Origin of the sequence: Brucella anthropi ATCC 49188 (genome assembly GCF_000017405.1) — a bacterium.
Taxonomy (GTDB): domain Bacteria; phylum Pseudomonadota; class Alphaproteobacteria; order Rhizobiales; family Rhizobiaceae; genus Brucella; species Brucella anthropi.
This window is the reverse complement of the sequence record NC_009667.1, coordinates 1,186,127-1,205,108: the sequence shown is the minus strand read 5'-3', so window position 1 is coordinate 1,205,108 and position 18,982 is coordinate 1,186,127. Positions and strand designations below refer to the sequence as shown.

Sequence of the window (18,982 nt, the reverse complement as noted above, 5' to 3'; positions counted from 1 at the left end):
CTCTTCGATAAACAGGGTTAAAAATTCCGCCCTGCTTGTCCGCGACAAAAGCCGTTCTGTCAAATGGTACGGCACGAAAAGACCCGTGAAAAACAAACAGGCCGGGTTTCCCCGACCTGTCAGCAAACTTATTTATCCAGCTATTGCTGGCCCAGTCAGCACTGGCCCAGTGTTACTGGCAAGGCGCTTCGTAGACGCGGCCATAAGGATCGCGGTAACGGCAGTACTGCGTTCCGTTGCGCGTCTGGGCTGCACCAAGGAGCGTACCGGCAACGCCGCCGATAGCAGCACCGGCAAGAGCGCCACGGCCATTGCCGCCAATTGCACCACCGGCGAGTGCGCCGAGTGCTGCGCCACCAACGCCGTACCCGGCCGTGCGCTGTTCATTCGTCGTGCATGCAGCCGTCGAGAACGCGAGCACGCCAGCAACAGCAATCATCGTAAGACGTGACTTCATTGAAACATCTCCTACAAGAGTTGAACTAATCACCGACTTTGCGTCCCCAATTTCGGCGTAAAGCAGATGACACCCGCTTGGCCCATTTACAATACGTTTCGCCTGCCAGCGTCAAGCTCTTTCGATTGATAAGGTTATCGGCCCCGGAGCGGTGTTTCCTCCATCGCCAAGTTGGCGATAAGTATCGCTAATCCAGAACTCGCAGTAACGCGAAGTGTTCCACGAACTACATTGGAAACTGTCCATGAAGAGCCGAATGGCAGTGTCACATTATCTAACGGCCACTCCGCATTCGTGATCGAAAGGCCTTCGATAGTGCTGAAATTAATCACACTGAACGGCGTCCCGTCCGGAAAATCATAAACATAATCTCCGGGCGGCAAAGGCCAGGCCTCCTCGGAACCGCTGGACAACAGCACGTTCCGCCCTTTTGCAGCCTGCGCTGTTGCCATGGTCAGATGCAGAAGCGTGTGATCGGTGCGCTGACCGCCGAAGGCTCCGCAAAGGATCACCCGATCCGCACCCCGCATATAGGCCTCCTCGAAGGCCAGTTCCCCGTCCGTCATGTCCTTGGCAGCAGGGAACCTCTTTTGCGGCACGTGTCCATATTGCACGCGAAGCTCAGCAGAAGCCGAATCGAAATCGCCAAGCCAAAGTTCCGGTTCGACACCAAGAGCAGCAGCGTGCCTGATCCCGCTATCGGCAGCGAGAATACGCGCACCTGCAATTTGGCGTTTCAGGCGATCGGTCACGACCAGATCACCGCCGAGAAGAATGACGAATGTGCTCATAAGCCGCTCATAACACGGGCAAATCCATGCCGGAAGCCTGCATTCGCCGCCATTGCGCTCCCTTGCCCTTCCCGTTGCGAAAGATTATTGTCGCAACCGCTCTAACGGGGTGCCGTCTGCTTTCGCGGATGGCTGAGAGGTCGCATTCCCGGCCAACCCGCTGAACCTGATCCGGTTTGCACCGGCGGAGGGATTAGATGCTCCATAAACGGCGCTCAATCCTCTTGTTGTAAAAGAAAGGAAGTGCCGTGATGCGGCTTTTATCTTTGCTGGCCTTTTCATTCTCCACAGCCCTCGCTTTCACGCCTTCTGCGCAGGCGAAGGACAAGCTCACTGTTTATACCTATGACAGTTTCGTTTCCGAATGGGGTCCGGGCCCGAAGATCAAGGAAAACTTCGAGAAGGAATGCGATTGCGAAGTGGACTGGATCGCTTCGGCCGACGGTGTCGCGCTGCTCAACCGCCTGAAGCTTGAAGGTGGCAATACCAAAGCCGATATCGTCCTCGGTCTCGATACCAATCTGACGACCGAAGCACGCGCCACCGGCTTTTTTGCTCCAAGCGGCATCGACCAAAGCAATGTGAGCATTCCGGGCGGGTTCAAGGACAATATCTTCGTTCCCTATGATTATGGCTACTTCGCCGTGGTTTACGATTCGGAAAAATTGCCCAATCCGCCCAAGAGCCTGAAAGAACTGGTGGAAGGCGATGCTTCCCAGAAGATCGTGCTGCAAGACCCGCGCACGTCGACGCCAGGGCTGGGCATGTTGCTCTGGATGAAATCGGTTTATGGCGACGAAGCGGAAGCGGCCTGGCAGAAACTGCAGAAGCGTGTTCTCACCGTCACACCCGGCTGGTCGGAAGCCTATGGTCTTTTCACCAAGGGTGAAGCGCCGATGGTGCTGTCCTATACAACGTCTCCCGCCTATCACATGATTGCGGAAAAGACGGAGCGCTATAAGGCTCTGGCCTATCCGGAAGGTAATTATCTCCAGATCGAGCTGGCCGCCCAGACCACCACTGGTGCGAAAAATCCACTGGCACAAAAGTTCCTGGCTTTCATGACCAGCCCCGGCTTTCAGGATGTTATTCCTGAAACCAACTGGATGTATCCAGCGAGCAAGACATCCACCCCGCTTCCAGCCGCTTTCGACGCGATGCCGAAGCCGGAAAAGACTCTTCTCCTGCCTTCCGACGAAGTAGCCAAGAACCGGAAGTCATGGGTCGATGAATGGCTGGCGGCGACCAGTAAATGACGACATTCCCGGCACAGCACCGCTCGAAAGACGCACCCGCCGCCAGACCGGCTGCGGGCGTACTGGCGCTTGTCTTTCTGGTCGTGCTTGCCGGTGGTGCGCTTGTCGCACTGGCATTCGAAGCGGGCCGCGGTGGTTTTGACGCCGCGGTTAATTTCGACACCTATCTGTGGCGGGTTGCGCGCTTCACGATCCTGCAGGCGATCGCTTCAAGCCTGCTTTCCGTGCTGTTTGCGGTTCCGGTCGCCCGTGCACTTTATGCCGAAGCGAGCTTTGCGGGGCGCGGGCTTATTCTGCGCCTGTTTGCCCTGCCGCTTGCTCTGCCTGCACTCGTCGCAGTGCTCGGCGTCACCAGTATCTATGGTCGCAACGGGTTCATTGCGCATCTGTCAGAAGCCGCAGGACATCCGTTCCAACCGGACATTTACGGTATTACGGGCATATTGATCGCCCATGTTTTCTTCAACATGCCGCTCGCTGTCCGTCTCATTCTTGCAGGCTACGACTCGATACCAACCGATTACTGGAAACTATCCGCGCAGCTTGGCATGGGCAATGGAGCGCGCTTCCGGCTCATCGAATGGCCCGTAATCCGGCGCAATCTGCCGGGCATGATCGGCCTCCTGTTCATGCTCTGCGTGACGAGTTTCACAACTGTGCTGACGCTGGGCGGCGGCCCGCGTGCCACCACGCTGGAAGTCGCAATCTATCAAAGCTTGCATTTCGATTTTGATCCGGGTCGCGCGGTCGCCCTCACCTTCACGCAGCTTGCATTGACGTTGCTGGTCCTTCTGGCCCTGCGGATGACCGGTAGTCCGTCTGAAGAAGGCTTCACCCACGCGGCGACACCGCGACGCTACGGCAAGATGTCAACAGCTGAACGTGTTACGAACGTCATCGTCATCGGCATAGGTTTCCTCTATGTCGCACTGCCGATTGCCGGCGTTGTCATCTCCGGCCTCGCCGCAGATCTTGCGCGACTTCTGACCGAGAGAACAGTCTGGCGCGCCATTGGCACCAGTCTGGCCCTCGGTTTTTCTGCGGCATTGCTCTCGGTCATCCTGTCACTTGCGCTTGTGTCGGCACGTGAAGCGATGAAAAAAAGCAAGGTCGCCAGTATTTTCGATACGGGTGCCAGCCTGATCCTCGTCATGCCGCCTATCGTCATCGGTGCCGGCTGGTTCATCCTGCTTCGTCATTTCACCGATCCGTTCGCGATGGCACCGTTTATGGTCGTCAGCGTCAATGCGGCCATGGCCATGCCCTTTGCCGTGCGTCTTCTACGCCCCGCGTGGGATACGGCAGCAAGCCGCCACAACCGGCTTTGCGCACAGTTGGGCATTCGCGGCATCAGCCGTTTCCAGCTCATCGACTGGCCTTCGATCCGCAAACCTTTCGGCATGGCCTTCGCCTTTGCCATGGCACTTTCCCTTGGCGATCTCGGCACGATTGCCCTGTTTGGCAGTGACGCGCTTTTGACGCTGCCCTATCTCCTCTTGCAGCGCATGGGCAGCTATCGCACATTCGACGCGGCAGGTCTGGCGCTTATTCTCGGGCTGCTTTGCCTCGTATTGATGATGATCGCGGATCGCGCATCCCGAAAGGAAACGCCTTCTCTATGAATGCCCGGATGGATGCCTCGATGAACGCCCCAATAAACGTCCTCGCCGAAATTCGCCTTGATAACGTTCGTTTCAGCTATGGTGAAACCGCCATGCATTTCGATGCGACGATAGAGGGCGGTGTTATTGCTGCAATTGTCGGACCAAGCGGTTCGGGCAAGTCGACACTTCTTAACCTGATTGCCGGTTTCGAATTTCCGCAATCCGGTCGCATCTTCATCGGCGATAAAGACGTCAGTGAACTTTCGCCAGCGGACCGGCCTGTTTCGATGGTGTTTCAGGAAAACAACCTGTTTGCCCATCTGACCGTCGAACAGAATGTCAGCCTCGGACGCTCGCCGAACCTGAAGCTCTCCGCGCAAGACCACGCCGATATTGCGGAGGCTTTGTCGCGTGTCGGGCTCGCAGGCAAAGAACAGCGCAAGCCGGAAGCGCTTTCCGGTGGCGAACGCCAGCGCGTGGCGATTGCCCGGGCTCTTATACGCCAGCGCCCGGTTCTGCTCCTTGACGAAGCCTTTGCCTCGCTTGGCCCAGCGCTACGACACCAGATGCTGGATCTTGTCAGGGAGCTTCAACTTGAAACCCGTATGATGGTGCTGATGGTGACCCATACGCCTGAAGATGCGCTCTATCTCGACGCGGTGTTGCTTTTTCTCGACAGTGGCCGGATTTCCGCAATAGGCCCCGCCACTGAACTACTCTCTCCGACTGGACCGGAAGCATTGCGGCACTATATCGGCGAAAAGCAGAATTCGGCGCTAAACCTCAAATAGAGTTACGGTTGCGGACATATTTTGTTCGCAATCTGCCGGAAGAACCGGCTACAGCTTTCTTATAGTGCCCATGTACGGCTTGTACGCTTTCTGGTCTGTGGCTAGATTTGGCCCCGGATCAAGCAATCTGATTCAGAAGCGAGGATAAAATACTGTTCCGTCAATCGACCCGTTCCCGGGCCTTCCTGTGTCTACCCATCTCCCTGCCAGAATGGACGCAGCACAATTGGCGGAAACCAGCCATCGGTCTTGGCTTGCTTGCGGTCGCCCTGATTTCAGGTTGCCAGTCGATCAATTCCAGCAAGGATCTTGGACTGCAGCCTTCCGACAATCCCGTGACGGTCGACAATGTGACGCGCAATGACCGGCTGGCGCAGCTCGGTGCGCAACAACATCCGCGCATTCTCGCGACCTATGGCGGCGAGTACAAGGACCAGAGGCTTGAACGTATGGTGGCCAAGATCGTCGGCAAGCTGACGACGGTTACCGACAAGCCGGACCAGACCTATCGCATCACCATTCTCGATAGTCCCAATATCAATGCCTTCGCATTGCCGGGCGGCTATCTCTACGTTACGCGCGGCCTGCTTGCACTCGCCAACGACTCTTCCGAAGTCGCCGCCGTGATTGCCCACGAAATGGGCCATGTCATCGCCAATCACGGCATTCTGCGCCAGGAGAAGGAAGCCGAAACGGCCATCGCCGGACGTGTCGCCAGCGAAGTGTTACACAATGAATCTGCCAGCCGCGAGGAAGCCCTGCGCGGCAAGCTTCGGCTTGCGCAGTTCTCGCGCAATCAGGAATTGCAGGCGGATGCCATCGGCATCAAGATGATCGGCGAAGCCGGTTACGATCCGTTCGCTTCGGCGCGTTTCCTGCAATCTATGGAAGCCTATCAGGGCTTTCGTTCGGTTTCGGGCGCGACCGATGCCAGCCTCGACTTTCTTGCAAGCCATCCGGCAACGCCGCAGCGCATCCAGCTTGCGCTTGGTCATGCACGCCGCATCGGCGCACCCGGCGTCGGCACAACCGATCGCGATTCCTTCCTCAACGGAATTGACGGCCTTCTCTACGGCGACTCGCCCAATGAAGGTTATGTCCGCGAACAGACCTTCATCCATCCGAAGCTCGGTGTCACTTTCCGCGCACCAGATGGCTTCACCATCGACAATTCGGCCAATGCGGTCATGGCAAGCGGCCCCGGCGAAGTTGCCATTCGTTTCGATGGCGCATCTCTTCCGGCGGGATCAAACCTTGCCGACTATATCCGCTCGGGCTGGGTAACCGGTCTCGACGACAGTTCGATCCAGACCACCACCATCAACGGGTTGCCCGCCGCGACTGCGCGCGCCAGCGCCGACCGGTGGCAGTTCGACATTGTGGTCATCGGTGCAAACAACAAGGTCTATCGCTTCCTGACAGCAGCACCGAAAGGCAGCAACGCCCTTCTGCCTGCTTCGCAGACGGTCACGCAATCCTTCCGCTTGCTGTCGCCTGCCGAACAGAACGCCATCAAGCCGCTGCGCATCCGCGTCGTGACGGTGAAGCCGGGCGACACGCTGGCCAGCCTGTCGGCACGCATGCAGGGCACCACCCGCAAATTGGAACTGTTCCGCCTTCTCAATGCCATGTCGGCAGGGGCGACGGTTTCGGTCGGTGACCGCGTGAAGCTGATCAGCGAGTAGGTCGTGATGACGGAAACATGCATCCACTCTGTCCTTGCCGGAAAAATCGCTCCTCTCGGACCGCGTAGCGTTCCAAGCGGCATCGACAAACAGCCAGTTACTGGCAAAGTCCGCGTGACTTTCGAGGGGCTGGACTGCGATGCGCAGGGCGACCGGAAAGTGCATGGTGGACCGGAAAAAGCGCTCCATCATTATCCGCACGATCATTATGCGGTCTGGCGCGAAGAGATCGGCGAAAACCCGCGTCTGAGCGCGCGTGGTGCTTTCGGCGAAAACATCTCCACATCGGGTCTGAACGAGCACAATGTCGCCGTAGGCGACAGGTTCCGGCTCGGCAGTGCACTTGTCGAGGTTTCACAGGGCCGCCAGCCCTGCTGGAAACTGAACGAACGCTTTGCAACCGCCGACATGGCCGTGCGCGTGCAGAAGACGGGGCGGACAGGCTGGTATTATCGTGTTCTGGAAGAAGGCAATGTTGAAGCTGGCGATTCGATGATCCTCGCCGACCGCCTTTCACCAAACTGGACACTGCATCGTGTCTGGCACCTGCTTTATGTCGACACGTTGAACTATGACGAACTGTCCGTGATGGCGGAGCTTTCGCACCTCGCCGACAGCTGGAAACGCTATGCCGTGCGCCGCCTCGAAAATCGCAAGGTCGAGGACTGGTCGTCACGGCTTGAAGGCAAGGCCACCGAACCACAAAAGTAAGGAGCCGTTCGGCCCCTCTACTTGTGTTGCGCTGATTGTAACAGCTTACGCCTGATAGGCTGCCAGTTCGTGCTGGCTCAACAAGGCAATCTTCAGCTTCTCCATCGCACGGCTTTCGATCTGTCGCACCCGCTCCTTGGAAATACCAAGCTTTTCGCCCAGCGCTTCGAGCGTCACGCCGTCATCATCAAGGCGACGCTCGCGAATAATGTGCAATTCGCGCTCGTTCAACGTATCGAGAGCAACATTGAGCCATTGATTGCGACGTTCCATATCGATGGAACTTTCGGCGATCTCATCCTGCAAGGGATGGTCGTCAACCAGAAAATCCATGCGACGCACTGCACCCGATTCCTCGTTGTTCACTGGTGCCGACAAGGAGCTATCCGGCCCCGAAAGACGGCTGTCCATGATCTCGACATCGCTTGTCGAAACGCCCAGCTGATCGGAAATTTCGCGATACATCTCGGCCTTGGTCATATTGTCGTCGGACTGAGCCAATTTTGAACGAAGCCGCCGCAGATTGAAGAACAGCGCCTTTTGCGCCGAACTTGTTCCGCCGCGCACGATGGACCAGTTACGCAGGATATAATCCTGCATAGACGCACGAATCCACCACGATGCATAGGTCGAGAAGCGCACTTCCCGTTCGGGGTCAAAACGGGCAGCAGCTTCAAGAAGGCCGACATAGCCTTCCTGGATGAGATCGTTCATCGGCAGTTTGAACTTGCGGAAGCGCCCGGCCATGGAAATGACCAGTCGCATATGTGCGGATGTTATGCGGTGAAGTGCGTCCTGATCTTTCAGTTCCTTCCAGCGAATGGCGAGGGCTCGTTCCTCTTCGCGCTCAAGATAGGGAGCCGACATTGCGCTGCGGATCATTGACTGAGAAGAGGCTGCTGTCGCTGGGAGGCTACGCGCAACCATAGGTATGCGATTGGCTGGAACTGCGGAAGAACTGCTCATGGATGACTGCTTCATCTGGTTCTCCTGTTCTGAACTCACGCCCATCGGGCGTTCAGTGGAAGGATATGCCAGTCCCACAAAGACTCATTGGACAAACTTGCGAATTCGCCCAAAACTCCCCGCTAGGCCTATTCTTTGGCCAAAGTAGTTACGCCGCAAAACAAACCCGTTTACGAACTGGTGTCTGGGAGAACGCGTCAGCTGCGATCAGGTTCCCACCAAGCAAGGATAAATCTCTGACAATGCAGGAAGATGACTAGGAAGGTTAATGACTGGCTGCAAAATTCAATAGAATTTTAACTAAGTGGCCCACTCAAAGAGCGGGCCACTTGTCAGATCTCATTTAGATCTGCGTCAATCCTCCGTCGACGACAAGGTCTGTTCCCGTCGAGAAGCTGCTTTCGTCCGATGCAAGGAAAAGGGCTGCAGATGCCAGCTCTTCCGGGCGTCCCAGACGTCCCAGCGGCACATAAGCGGCACTGTTCGTGCGATACGCCGCTGCTTCCTCCGGTGTTGTGACCTGCGACTCAATAATGGGAGTGTCTATCGGCCCAGGGCTTAGCGTGTTCACCCTTATCTTGTTTGCAAGTAGTTCCGCCGCCGCCGAACGCGCGAGAGATCGCACCGCCGCCTTCGTAGCATTATAGACGCTGTAGCCCGGCGTTCCCTTGCTTGTCATACATGTAGAAAGAAGAATGATCGAACCGCCGTCACGCATCACGGGAAGAGCTCCCTGGACGGTGAAGTATGTACCTTTCACATTGATATCGAACATCTTGTCGAAGTGATCTTCCGAAGCATCGCGGATCGAACTCAATTCCACAACGCCGGCATTGGCGACAAGAATATCGAGACCACCCTCCTCGTTCTGGACTGTTTCAAATAGCCGATCCAAGCTACCCAGATCGGATATGTCGGCCTGAATTGCCGTAGCACCTCGTCCCAGCTTATTTACGGCGGCTTCAAGTTCCGCCTTGCGACGACCAGCAATATAGACAGTCGCGCCTTCCTTGATAAAGCGCTGTGCGATGGCAAATCCAATACCGCTGGAACCACCTGTGACAACGGCGACTTTGGAAACGAGCTTACCCATGAAATCCTCGCTTGGGTTCGTTGAACGACAGGGAGCCGCAGGTCCATGCGCGATATTGCGCATACCCTGCCTGACAGCTAGATATGACGAACCCGTGGAGGTTTAAACTGAAGATAAACGCACAACCCTCGTGAGAAAACGCACCATGGATCACTGGAATGAGGTTCGCATGTTTCTCGCGGTCGCTCAGGGCGGCACGGTTCGCGCTGCAGCAGATGCGTTGGACGTCAATCATGCCACGATCATACGTGGTATCAGTCGGCTGGAAGAAACACTGGAAACAAAACTGTTCGACAGGCTGGCATCCGGATACCGGCTTACGGATGCGGGAAGCGACATTGTTGAACTCGCAGGACAGATGGCGACAGCCTCATCCCAGATCGAGGCTCGGATTTTTGGGCGGGATCAGCGTGTCTCCGGGCCTCTGAGGTTCACGCTCCCGATTTCAATGGCGACTGACCTGCTGATGCCATCCCTCGCAGATTTCAAGGCCGCCTATCCAGACATTGGGCTGGAAATCGTGGGCTCGACGTCAATGATTAATCTCGTCAACCGCGAAGCTGATGTCGCTTTGCGTGTGGTCGTTGGCGGGAAGACGCCACCCGACAATTTATACGGAACAAGACTCTGCCAATTCCATATGGCATTCTACATTCATCGAAATCTGATGACACAACCGTCACCAGCTTCCGCAACCTGGTTGCTGGGACCAAACGAACATGTTCCATCAGATTGGGAGTCAGCGACCGGGATTAAAATGGCTGCAAATCCGGTCCGCTTTGCGGAGATAGGATCACAGTTTCAAGCAACGCGGGCTGGGATGGGCATCTCGTTTCTCCCATGCTTTCTTGGCGATAGCGAACCGAAACTCATCCGCGTACCCGGAACTGCCAGTTCCTGTGTAGGCGATATCTGGCTACTGACCCATAGCGATACCCGACAAACAAGGCGCGTCCGCCTGCTATGCGATCACGTGCGAAGGGCAATACAGGGATTTGTGGGGCTATTGAATGGCCAAACAATATCTTAGCAGGTCAGACACCGACATCCCCAGACATACAAGGGCAAACAACTCTTGAGCGCCGGTCCAACAGATCGAGCAAGTCGCCAGCCGCTCGACGCAATGCATTTTGAAGCAATCTGCTTTCCATCACGCGGAGAATGACGCAGGCGAACTCTTCTCAATCGAGAAAAAAAGCCCGGCTATAATGCCGGGCCTTTTTAAAAGAAAGAGAAGTAAAGCTGCTTATGCCGCTTCAACTTCATCGTCATCGAGGTCTGCTTCAGCGTCGGCTTTGCCGCGCTTCGGTCCCTTGGCGAGATTCGCTTCGATCAGACGAACAGCTTCGGTTTCCGAAAGCTTGTTCACGGCAGCGATTTCGCGCGCCATACGATCAAGGGCAGCTTCATAAAGCTGGCGTTCCGAATAAGACTGTTCCGGCTGGTTCTCAGCGCGGAAAAGATCGCGAACGACTTCCGAGATCGAGATCAGATCGCCGGAATTGATCTTTGCATCATATTCCTGGGCGCGGCGCGACCACATGGTACGCTTCACACGTGCGCGGCCCTGTACGACCTTGAGTGCACGTTCAACATAGTCGGTCTCCGACAGCTTGCGCATACCGATGGAAGCGGCCTTGGCAACCGGCACCTTCAGGCGCATCTTGTCTTTTTCGAAATCGATTACGAAAAGCTCGAGCTTGTGGCCTGCCACTTCCTGCTCTTCAATAGTGACGATCTGACCAACGCCATGAGCCGGATACACGATGGCCTCACCGGCCTTGAAACCGCCACGCGCTACTGGAGACTTTTTCTGCTGGGATGACATACGCTTCATTACTCCCTGTTGTGCCCGGCGCGACCCGCCGGTTGACACATGATGTTCGACCGCGCTCCGGAGAAATGAAGCACGGAAGTTGTTTGTCGGCTTGGAACTGAAAACGTATCTGACGGCAAATCTAGCCGACCGGGTGTACGGTGAGGGGGACGACGCCAAATCGCAATCATCTTCCCCGGTGCCATCAGCCCGGTACTAAAGATCAGCCCTTTCAGAGATTAACGCATAGCGCCACGAATTGACGTCCAGTCACCGAAATTATTGGAGCAACCTAACACAATTTCGCGAAAGAATCAACAAATTGCCAAATATGTCGTATCTGGCAATGCAACACGCCTAAAATATGAGCGTTTTCCCGTGATTTCATTCGTCTTTTGCCGATGCATTGCAGAAAAAGCAAGTGATAAATCCTGCATTCCTGTAATGTCGGACAACCTGGCAGTCTTGCCAGGCTGAACGTACACGTTCCTGGAGCGCAAAGTCTTCCGGAACGAAGACATACTTATACAATACCGTCCAGCTCGCAACAGCCTGCAAGCAGTACCCGCAATGCTGGCCGGGTATTAGTCACCGCTACCAGGCTCGGCGGAGAAATACTTCTCCAGTTTGCCAGCCACACCGTCCATTTCCTTGGCTTCCGGCAGGGCATCTTTCTTCGCGGTAATATTGGGCCATTTTGCCGCATATTCCGTATTCAATTCCAACCACTTGTCGAGGCCCGGCTCGGTGTCGGGGCTGATCGCCTCGGCAGGGCATTCCGGTTCACATACGCCACAGTCGATGCACTCGTCGGGATTGATGACGAGCATGTTTTCGCCTTCGTAGAAGCAATCGACCGGACAGACCTCGACGCAGTCCGTATATTTGCAGCGAATGCAATTATCGGTCACGACATACGTCATCGTCGAACTCCTGTTGCCGCCCGAATTCCAGAACAGGCGGCTTATCTATCCTACAGCTTTGCGCCGATACTCCGGCAAGCCGACAATCGGCTCGGGGCTTTGGAATATCTCGCCACGAAGTCACTGTGCACGGAAATGGTTGCTAGTGGATTGAATTTGACGTTTGATACCCGTCCGACATCAATCTCATTTCAAACGTCAAATTCGAAAAATCCACTAGATCCATGGGTTTATTAGTGGTCTTTTAGCTTCCGACATTTGCTCAACGTCTGTATCAGGGGAACGCAAATGTCGGAATCAGACCACTAGCCTCAGCCCATGCCCTTTTATGACAATGCGTGAGGTAACGATTTTATCCTGCCGTGACAAGGGTACAAACGCCGCAACGTCACGAAGTAACGCACATCTGAAACAGCATTTCGTTTGACGGCTTTTGCTTGGAAAACGCTTTCGCCAGAACGGTTTGATGCGCAATTTCCATCACCGCCGCAACGAGCCTGCGGCAACGCGTCCGTGTCAGCTTCCGCGTAAACGATCCGTTTCGCGACGTTCTTTCTTGGTCGGGCGCCCGGCTCCGCTTTCGCGCTGCGGCGCTACGGCCTCCGGCGATATCGTAGAAGTGGATGCAGGTGGAGGCGTAAGATCTTCATAAAGCAGTTGGGCTTCGGGCGCCGGACCACGACGCTCCCCCGGAGCGAGTATCTTGTAAACGAGGATGCGTCGGTCGAGGGTAATGGTCAGCACATCGCCAACCTTCACCTGATGAGCCGCCTGCTCGATCTTGTCACGGTTGACCCGGACCTTGCCGCCGACGGCGAGTTTCGCCGCCAGCGATCTTGATTTGACCACGCGCGCGAAGAACAGCCACTTGTCGATTCGCTGTCTTGCGCCCGCATCTACAGTCATTTTACTTCTTCATCTGTTCTTTCAGAGCCAGAAGCTTGGCGAAAGGCGAATCGGGATCGATACGTACAGGACGTTCCTGCTCGACGCGCTTGCCGCCCTGATGGCCGTGATCGCGCTTCGGCTGACGCTGATTGCCACCACGGAAGTCACCCTTGGAGCCTTCGCGCTTGCCTTCGCCGTCATGACGCTTTTGCTTGTCGAAGCGCTTGCCGCCGCGATCATTACGCGCCTGCTGGTCTGCACCACCTTCAGACTTGCGTGCTTCACCGCCCTGATCACGGTTCTGATGACCGCGATTCTGGTTGCCGCGATTTTGACGCTGACGGTTCTGGTCCTGATTACGGTTGCGGCCTTCGAAACGACCCTGACGCCACAGAAGAACAGGCTTTGGCTCTTCAGCCGCCGCTTCTGCGGTTTCACCTGCCGGTGCGGCTTCTGCAGCCACCGGAGCTTCTTCCGCTTTGGCTTCAGTTTCCGTTTCAGCGACAACAACCGGTGCAGGCACAGGTTCAGCCGCTGGCACGGCAGGTTTCTCAGCCGCTGCGACCGGCGAAGCGCCAATTTCCTTGACTGCAGCTTCAGCCGCAAAAGCATCCAGTTCGGCGAGCTTCGCCGTGACCGCAGCGGCTTCCATGGCCTCGTGACGATAGCCAAGGCTCTTCAGGATTTCTTCCATGTCGTCGGTTGTCGCACCGAGAATCGACATCATGGCAGGCGTGACGATGAAACGTCCGCCGTCATAAGCGCCATCCGGACGCGCACCGGAACCCGGACGCCAGGCAAGCGCCGGGCGAATGAGATCGGCAAGACGTTCCAGAATATCGATGCGCACAGCGCGACGGCCCAGCACACGATAGCCTGCCAGACGGTAGAACATCGGATCGAAAGCCGGATCGACGACGACCGAAGTGCGACCAGCGGCCAGCACGTTCACGACATCGCCATAACCGGCACGTTCGCGGCCATCGTTCTTCAGCGCCCAGAGCAGCGTGATGAGGCCAGCCGGAGCGGGCTTCAGCAGCATGGGCATGAAGACGTGATAGGCACCGAAACGCACGCCGAGACGACGGAGCGCCGCACGCGAATCCTGATCGAGTCCGCGCACTTCCTCTGCCACATCGCGGCGCGGGAGAATGCCGAGATTCTCGACGATCTGGAATGCAAGACCGCGGGTCATGCCGGTCAGAGCATCGGCGGCAGCCAGATCGGTGAGCGGCTTCAGAATGGTTTCGATATGATGAGCGACGAAACGTTCAATACGCGCGGCAACCTTGTCACGCGCCGCTCCGGTAAGCTGTTCGTCGGCCAGGATCACCGCGCGCGGCTTCAGCAGGTCATCGCCCGCAACCAGCGTTGCGACCGTTGCACCAACCCAGCGCATAACGCCGTCCGAGCCCAGCGCGAAATCGCCATTCGGCGCGGCAGCAAAGCGCTCCGCGCGACGTTCGAACTCGGCGGCCAGCGCCTTTTGTGCAGCCGACTTCACCGCCTTGGCGTCCGGCCCCTCGGCCTGAACGTCAGCGGTAAAACGGAATCCTTCCAGTTGCCCGACATTGTGGCCTTCGACAATCACGTCTCCGGCCGGGCTGATTTCTGCTTCAAGCATGGCATTCTCTCTCAGGCGCCTCATAAGCACGCTTGTCCTGCGGTCTACAAAGCGTTTCGTCAACCTTTCATGCAGCGCGTCGGACAATCTGTCCTCAATTTCGCGCGTCTTTTCCTGCCAGTGTGTCGGATCGGCAAGCCATCCCGGCCTGTGCGACACAAAAGTCCAGGTTCGAATTTGCGCCACACGATGCGACAGGGTGTCAATTTCCCCCTCTGTGCTATCGGCGCGGCGCACCTGTTCGCTCATATAATCTTCATCGACGCTCCCTCGGCGGACAAGATCCTGGTAGATGGTTGCAATGATATCGGCATGCTGCGCCGGCGCGATCTTGCGATAATCGGGCAGCGCGCAGGCGTCCCACAAAAGCTCGATGCGTGCCGGTGTCTTGGCGAGCCGCACAATCTCTTCGTCTTTCGACAAATTTTCAAGCGCTTGTTGATCAACGGCAGGCAAAGCCTTGGCCAATCCTTCAATCGGTGCGGGCGTTTCCAGAGAATACCGCAGAGAATCGAGCGATGAAAAGTCGAAACGCGCCGTGCGCCACTGCAGAACTTTCACCGGATCGAAATTATGCGCTTCCACCCGTTCGACCAGTTCTTCGTCGAATGGATGCACCTGCCCGGTCACACCGAATGTGCCGTCACGCAGATGACGTCCAGCGCGCCCGGCTATCTGCCCAACTTCGGCAGGCGTCAGATCGCGGAACTGATAACCGTCGAATTTGCGGTTCTGCGCAAAGGCGACATGGTCAACATCCAGATTGAGCCCCATGCCGATGGCATCGGTCGCCACCAGAAAATCGACGTCACCCGACTGGTAAAGCTCTACCTGCGCATTGCGCGTGCGCGGACTGAGCGCGCCCATGACCACCGCAGCACCACCGCGCTGGCGGCGGATCAGTTCAGCAATCGCATAAACCTCGTCGGCAGAAAAGGCGACAATGGCGGAACGGTTCGGCAGGCGGGTAATCTTCTTGGCCCCAGCATAGGCCAGATGCGACAGGCGCGGACGCGTTACCACATTGATGCCGCGCAAGAGCTTTTCCAGAATGCCGCGCATCGTCCCAGCGCCAAGCAGGAGCGTCTCCTGCCGTCCCCGCAAATGCAGGATGCGGTCGGTGAATATATGCCCGCGTTCCAGATCACCGGCGAGCTGCACTTCATCGATAGCCACAAAAGCCACATCAGTGCGGCGCGGCATGGCCTCGACCGTGCAGACGGAATAGCGCGCGCCAGGCGGCACGATCTTTTCCTCACCCGTGACCAGCGCGACATTGGCCGCCCCGACCCGTTCCACCACGCGGTTATAGACCTCGCGCGCCAGAAGGCGCAGCGGCAGGCCGATCATCCCGCTTCCATGCGACAGCATGCGTTCGATGGCCAGATGCGTTTTGCCGGTATTGGTCGGCCCAAGTACCGCAGTCACATCGCGGCCACTCAAGGTCAGCGGCAAATCATGGGCAGGGAGTTGGTTCATGCCAATAATCGGATTCCCGGTACAAGCGCCCGTCACGGGCTGGATGCTGGTTCTTGCGATAGCACTATACGACCTGCACCGAAAGCGCTCCTGTTAAGTTTCAGTATGGACGAGTTGCCAACCTTTCGGCGACCGATCTGCAGCCGGTCAATAACTTGTCGATTAACGATTGGAACGACTCTGGAACGAATCGGCGACGAATCGCTGACTCAGAGAGCTTCGCCTTTTGTTCACGGCAACATATAGTAAGCCTAACACAAAACCCCACAACATAATGAATCGGATGTTCCGCTTTTCCTCGTTCTCCCGACGCGGAACAACACCGCCGTTAACTTTTGGCAAAACCTGTCAACAGGCTGTTCCGATTACAATGCAATTCTTCAGAAAATCTTAATGATTACTGATAGTTCGTTAATGCCGAAGCGGATGGAAACTCGATTCTCGTTAACCTTCAGGCCAAAGCCGGAACGAATCGGCGACGAATCGCTGATCTGCAAAGTTTCTCCGTTTGTTCTCACCACATCTGGTAGTCCGTGATCGCAATGCGCCATAGAAAACCAGTATTAAACAGACTTTGAGCACCGTCTCATCGGTTTCGCGTTAACTTTCTGACAAAGCCACCATACCGACGCCAGCGATTTCAAACGTCTCATTGCGGAAACAAAAAGGCGGACGGAGCCAAATCTCCGTCCGCCTCTGTTCCAGTGAAGGAGAAGGTCAGTCGCGCTCGACGCACAAGGCAACGCCCATGCCGCCGCCGATGCAAAGTGTCGCCAGACCGCGCTTGGCATCGCGGCGCTGCATTTCGTAAAGCAGCGTCGTCAGAACGCGTGCGCCTGATGCGCCGATCGGATGACCGATCGCGATTGCTCCGCCATTGACGTTGACGATATGGGGGTTGAGACCAAGATCACGCACAACAGCACAGGACTGTGCTGCAAAGGCTTCGTTGGCTTCGACCAGATCGAGATCGCCGACGCTCCAGCCTGCCTTTTCCAGCGCCTTCTTCGTCGCCGGAATCGGGCCTGTTCCCATGATCGAAGGATCGACGCCAGCCGTTGCCCAGGAAACGATGCGCGCAAGCGGCTTCACACCACGCTTGGTGGCTTCATCCGCATCCATCAGCACGACAGCCGCAGCACCATCGTTAATCCCGGATGCGTTGCCTGCAGTAACCGTCCCCTCCTTGTCGAAAGCGGGCTTCAACTTGGTCAATGCCTCAATCGTCGTGCCGGGACGGATATATTCATCCGCCGAAATGACGATATCGCCCTTGCGACCCTTTACAGTGAACGGAACAATTTCATCCTCGAACCTGCCCGCATTCTGTGCCGCCTCTGCCTTCTGCTGGGAAGCAAGTGCGAACTCGTCCTGATCGGCGCGGGTCAACTGCCACTGGCTGGCGATATTCTCGGCAGTGATCCCCATATGATAGCCATGAAAGGCATCAATCAGGCCGTCCTTCAGCATGGTATCGACCATCTTGAAGTCGCCCATCTTCACGCCGGACCGTAAATGCGCGCAATGCGGCGCCATGGACATGGATTCCTGACCGCCTGCCACGATGATCTTGGCATCGCCGGAAAGAATCTGCTGCATGCCGAGCGCAACCGCTCGCAAACCGGAACCGCATAGCTGGTTGATCGAGAAGGCTGTCGTCTCTTTCGGGCAACCGGCATCCATCGCCGCCTGCCGCGCAGGGTTCTGGCCCTCGCCTGCCGTCAACACCTGTCCGAGAATAACCTCGTCCACATCCGTCGCCGCCACACCGGCGCGTTCCAGCGCTCCTTTGATAACCGTCGCGCCCAATTCATGTGCGGGGATATTGGCAAACGCACCGTTGAAAGCGCCCACTGCGGTACGCGCCGCGCTGGCAATGACGATGGCTTTCTGGTCGGACATTCTTTCCTCCTTGAAATGTTGCGCAACACAAAGACCAAAATTCCGGCCTTGGCAAGCTTTGCCGTGTGCCCGCAACCGTCTTCATGAAAATCGATAAAGTGTTTTTCCCATGACGAGCAGCATTGGAGTGTGCATTGCCGGTCATGATCGCTAAATTGCATTTAGCTATAAATAGGAGATATTCATGACTTCACTGACGCTCGAACAAGCCAATGGGATTATTGCTGGTGCCTTTGCCAAGGCAGCCGAGCTGAAACTGAAGCCGCTGGCTGTCTCCGTCTTTGACGCAGGCGGAAACCTGAAAGCGTTTCAGCGGCAGGACGGAACTTCGATCCTTCGTTTCGAGATCGCCTCGGGCAAGGCTTTCGGTGCACTCGCCGTCGGAACGGGCTCGCGCTGGCTGCACAATCAGGCCAAGGACCGTCCACACTTCCTGGAAGGTTTGTCGGGCGTGTCCGGCGGCAAGGTCGTGCCGGTGCCGGGCGGCGTTCTGATCAAGGATGCAGGCGGCGAAATCCTCGGTGCCGTCGGCATTTCCGGTGATACATCAGACAATGACGAAATTGCAGCCATTTCCGGTATCGAAGGCGCAGGCTTTGCATCAGACGCAGGCTGATTTTCAGCAAAAGCTCACGATCAAGGCCGCTTTATGCGGCCTTTTTCATGCAGCTTGCAGAGAAGACCGCACAAAAGAAAACGCCGCTTCCGGAAACCGGAAACGGCGTTTTTGAAAACCATCTTTCGGCTGCAATGCAGCGTCAGACTTATTCCTTGGCTTCGAGGACCTGACGGCCGCGATACATACCGCTCTTCAGATCGATATGATGCGGACGACGAAGTTCGCCCGAGTTCTTGTCCTCGACATAGGTCGGGGCCTTGAGAGCGTCAGCCGAACGACGCATGCCACGCTTCGACGGAGACGTTTTTCGTTTTGGTACTGCCATGGATTCAGCTCCACTGATCGGTCAATAAACGTCCGGCACGGCCCCGAAGAGC

Annotated in this window: 17 protein-coding genes and 1 riboswitch; of the genes, 7 read left to right on the top strand and 10 right to left on the bottom strand. The window is 56.6% G+C overall.

The genetic code is table 11. From position 1 onward, the window contains the following. Positions 1-172: 172 nt before the first annotated feature. Both OANT_RS05910 and OANT_RS05905 read right to left on the bottom strand, forming a co-directional pair. Positions 173-457 (bottom strand): YMGG-like glycine zipper-containing protein, encoded by a 285-nt coding sequence (locus OANT_RS05910; RefSeq protein ID WP_010661429.1) that lies wholly within the window; start codon positions 455-457, stop codon positions 173-175. 134 nt (positions 458-591) lie between these two features. Then, positions 592-1,248, bottom strand: coding sequence for a thiamine diphosphokinase (locus OANT_RS05905; protein WP_010661430.1), 657 nt, complete (start codon positions 1,246-1,248; stop codon positions 592-594). 95 nt (positions 1,249-1,343) lie between these two features. Next, a riboswitch (TPP riboswitch) is annotated at positions 1,344-1,458 on the top strand. A gap of 41 nt (positions 1,459-1,499) precedes the next feature. On the opposite strand from OANT_RS05905, the gene thiB reads away from it, so the two are divergent. The 5 genes from thiB to OANT_RS05880 all read left to right on the top strand — a co-directional run bounded on the left by thiB (position 1,500) and on the right by OANT_RS05880 (position 7,295). Continuing rightward, on the top strand, positions 1,500-2,504 hold the full coding sequence (gene thiB, locus OANT_RS05900) for a thiamine ABC transporter substrate binding subunit (protein ID WP_012091287.1): 1,005 nt from the start codon (positions 1,500-1,502) through the stop codon (positions 2,502-2,504). Continuing rightward, the gene (thiP, locus tag OANT_RS05895; protein ID WP_012091286.1) at positions 2,501-4,126 is read left to right on the top strand and encodes a thiamine/thiamine pyrophosphate ABC transporter permease ThiP; all 1,626 of its coding nucleotides are present in this window, start codon (positions 2,501-2,503) and stop codon (positions 4,124-4,126) included. Before thiB ends, thiP begins: the two co-directional genes overlap by 4 nt. A gap of 20 nt (positions 4,127-4,146) precedes the next feature. Then, on the top strand, positions 4,147-4,899 hold the full coding sequence (thiQ, locus tag OANT_RS05890) for a thiamine ABC transporter ATP-binding protein (RefSeq protein WP_040130057.1): 753 nt from the start codon (positions 4,147-4,149) through the stop codon (positions 4,897-4,899). 203 nt (positions 4,900-5,102) lie between these two features. Continuing rightward, positions 5,103-6,584 carry a cell division protease CdlP gene (gene cdlP, locus OANT_RS05885; protein WP_029376279.1) on the top strand — a complete coding sequence of 494 codons (1,482 nt, stop codon included), beginning with the start codon at positions 5,103-5,105 and terminating at the stop codon, positions 6,582-6,584. Between the two features lie 6 nt (positions 6,585-6,590). After that, complete coding sequence (locus OANT_RS05880) at positions 6,591-7,295, top strand: MOSC domain-containing protein (RefSeq protein ID WP_012091284.1); 705 nt, start codon at positions 6,591-6,593, stop codon at positions 7,293-7,295. A 45-nt stretch (positions 7,296-7,340) separates the two neighbouring features. Here OANT_RS05880 and OANT_RS05875 read toward each other — a convergent pair whose 3' ends face one another. Both OANT_RS05875 and OANT_RS05870 read right to left on the bottom strand, forming a co-directional pair. Beyond that, positions 7,341-8,276: an RNA polymerase factor sigma-32 gene (locus tag OANT_RS05875; protein ID WP_012091283.1), complete on the bottom strand. Its 936-nt coding sequence runs from the start codon at positions 8,274-8,276 to the stop codon at positions 7,341-7,343. A 328-nt stretch (positions 8,277-8,604) separates the two neighbouring features. Then, positions 8,605-9,354 (bottom strand): SDR family NAD(P)-dependent oxidoreductase, encoded by a 750-nt coding sequence (locus OANT_RS05870; protein WP_010661437.1) that lies wholly within the window; start codon positions 9,352-9,354, stop codon positions 8,605-8,607. 145 nt (positions 9,355-9,499) lie between these two features. Between OANT_RS05870 and OANT_RS05865 the strand changes: the two genes are divergently transcribed. After that, positions 9,500-10,384 (top strand): LysR family transcriptional regulator, encoded by an 885-nt coding sequence (locus tag OANT_RS05865; RefSeq protein WP_040129086.1) that lies wholly within the window; start codon positions 9,500-9,502, stop codon positions 10,382-10,384. 216 nt (positions 10,385-10,600) lie between these two features. Here the strand turns inward: OANT_RS05865 and OANT_RS05860 are convergent, their stop codons facing one another. The 5 genes from OANT_RS05860 to OANT_RS05840 form a co-directional block, all read right to left on the bottom strand. Further along, a complete protein-coding gene (locus tag OANT_RS05860; RefSeq protein WP_006471273.1) occupies positions 10,601-11,182 on the bottom strand; it encodes a CarD family transcriptional regulator in 582 nt (193 codons plus the stop codon). Positions 11,183-11,754: 572 nt separating this feature from the next. Then, on the bottom strand, positions 11,755-12,093 hold the full coding sequence (fdxA, locus tag OANT_RS05855; protein WP_006467781.1) for a ferredoxin FdxA: 339 nt from the start codon (positions 12,091-12,093) through the stop codon (positions 11,755-11,757). Positions 12,094-12,609: 516 nt separating this feature from the next. Beyond that, positions 12,610-12,999, bottom strand: a complete 390-nt coding sequence (locus tag OANT_RS05850; RefSeq protein ID WP_012091281.1) for an RNA-binding S4 domain-containing protein — start codon at positions 12,997-12,999, stop codon at positions 12,610-12,612. Between the two features lies 1 nt (position 13,000). Then, positions 13,001-16,084, bottom strand: a complete 3,084-nt coding sequence (locus OANT_RS05845) for a helicase-related protein (protein WP_012091280.1) — start codon at positions 16,082-16,084, stop codon at positions 13,001-13,003. A gap of 717 nt (positions 16,085-16,801) precedes the next feature. Beyond that, a complete protein-coding gene (locus OANT_RS05840) occupies positions 16,802-17,986 on the bottom strand; it encodes an acetyl-CoA C-acetyltransferase (RefSeq protein WP_012091279.1) in 1,185 nt (394 codons plus the stop codon). Positions 17,987-18,170: 184 nt separating this feature from the next. Between OANT_RS05840 and OANT_RS05835 the strand changes: the two genes are divergently transcribed. Continuing rightward, entirely contained in the window at positions 18,171-18,602 is a 432-nt protein-coding gene (locus OANT_RS05835) for a GlcG/HbpS family heme-binding protein (protein ID WP_012091278.1), read from the top strand. Positions 18,603-18,750: 148 nt separating this feature from the next. On the opposite strand, the gene rpmF is transcribed toward OANT_RS05835, so the two are convergent. Then, entirely contained in the window at positions 18,751-18,930 is a 180-nt protein-coding gene (gene rpmF, locus OANT_RS05830) for a 50S ribosomal protein L32 (protein ID WP_006467787.1), read from the bottom strand. Positions 18,931-18,982: the final 52 nt, after the last annotated feature.

Coding starts and splice junctions, on each gene's coding strand:
- OANT_RS05865 (WP_040129086.1), top strand. CDS start 9,500: ATGGATCACTGGAATGAGGTTCGCATGTTTCTCGCGGTCGCTCAGGGC.
- OANT_RS05840 (WP_012091279.1), bottom strand. CDS start 17,986: ATGTCCGACCAGAAAGCCATCGTCATTGCCAGCGCGGCGCGTACCGCA.
- OANT_RS05860 (WP_006471273.1), bottom strand. CDS start 11,182: ATGTCATCCCAGCAGAAAAAGTCTCCAGTAGCGCGTGGCGGTTTCAAG.
- OANT_RS05870 (WP_010661437.1), bottom strand. CDS start 9,354: ATGGGTAAGCTCGTTTCCAAAGTCGCCGTTGTCACAGGTGGTTCCAGC.
- OANT_RS05875 (WP_012091283.1), bottom strand. CDS start 8,276: ATGAAGCAGTCATCCATGAGCAGTTCTTCCGCAGTTCCAGCCAATCGC.
- fdxA (WP_006467781.1), bottom strand. CDS start 12,093: ATGACGTATGTCGTGACCGATAATTGCATTCGCTGCAAATATACGGAC.
- OANT_RS05845 (WP_012091280.1), bottom strand. CDS start 16,084: ATGAACCAACTCCCTGCCCATGATTTGCCGCTGACCTTGAGTGGCCGC.
- thiQ (WP_040130057.1), top strand. CDS start 4,147: ATGAACGCCCCAATAAACGTCCTCGCCGAAATTCGCCTTGATAACGTT.
- thiP (WP_012091286.1), top strand. CDS start 2,501: ATGACGACATTCCCGGCACAGCACCGCTCGAAAGACGCACCCGCCGCC.
- OANT_RS05910 (WP_010661429.1), bottom strand. CDS start 457: ATGAAGTCACGTCTTACGATGATTGCTGTTGCTGGCGTGCTCGCGTTC.
- OANT_RS05850 (WP_012091281.1), bottom strand. CDS start 12,999: ATGACTGTAGATGCGGGCGCAAGACAGCGAATCGACAAGTGGCTGTTC.
- thiB (WP_012091287.1), top strand. CDS start 1,500: ATGCGGCTTTTATCTTTGCTGGCCTTTTCATTCTCCACAGCCCTCGCT.
- OANT_RS05835 (WP_012091278.1), top strand. CDS start 18,171: ATGACTTCACTGACGCTCGAACAAGCCAATGGGATTATTGCTGGTGCC.
- OANT_RS05905 (WP_010661430.1), bottom strand. CDS start 1,248: ATGAGCACATTCGTCATTCTTCTCGGCGGTGATCTGGTCGTGACCGAT.
- OANT_RS05880 (WP_012091284.1), top strand. CDS start 6,591: ATGACGGAAACATGCATCCACTCTGTCCTTGCCGGAAAAATCGCTCCT.
- rpmF (WP_006467787.1), bottom strand. CDS start 18,930: ATGGCAGTACCAAAACGAAAAACGTCTCCGTCGAAGCGTGGCATGCGT.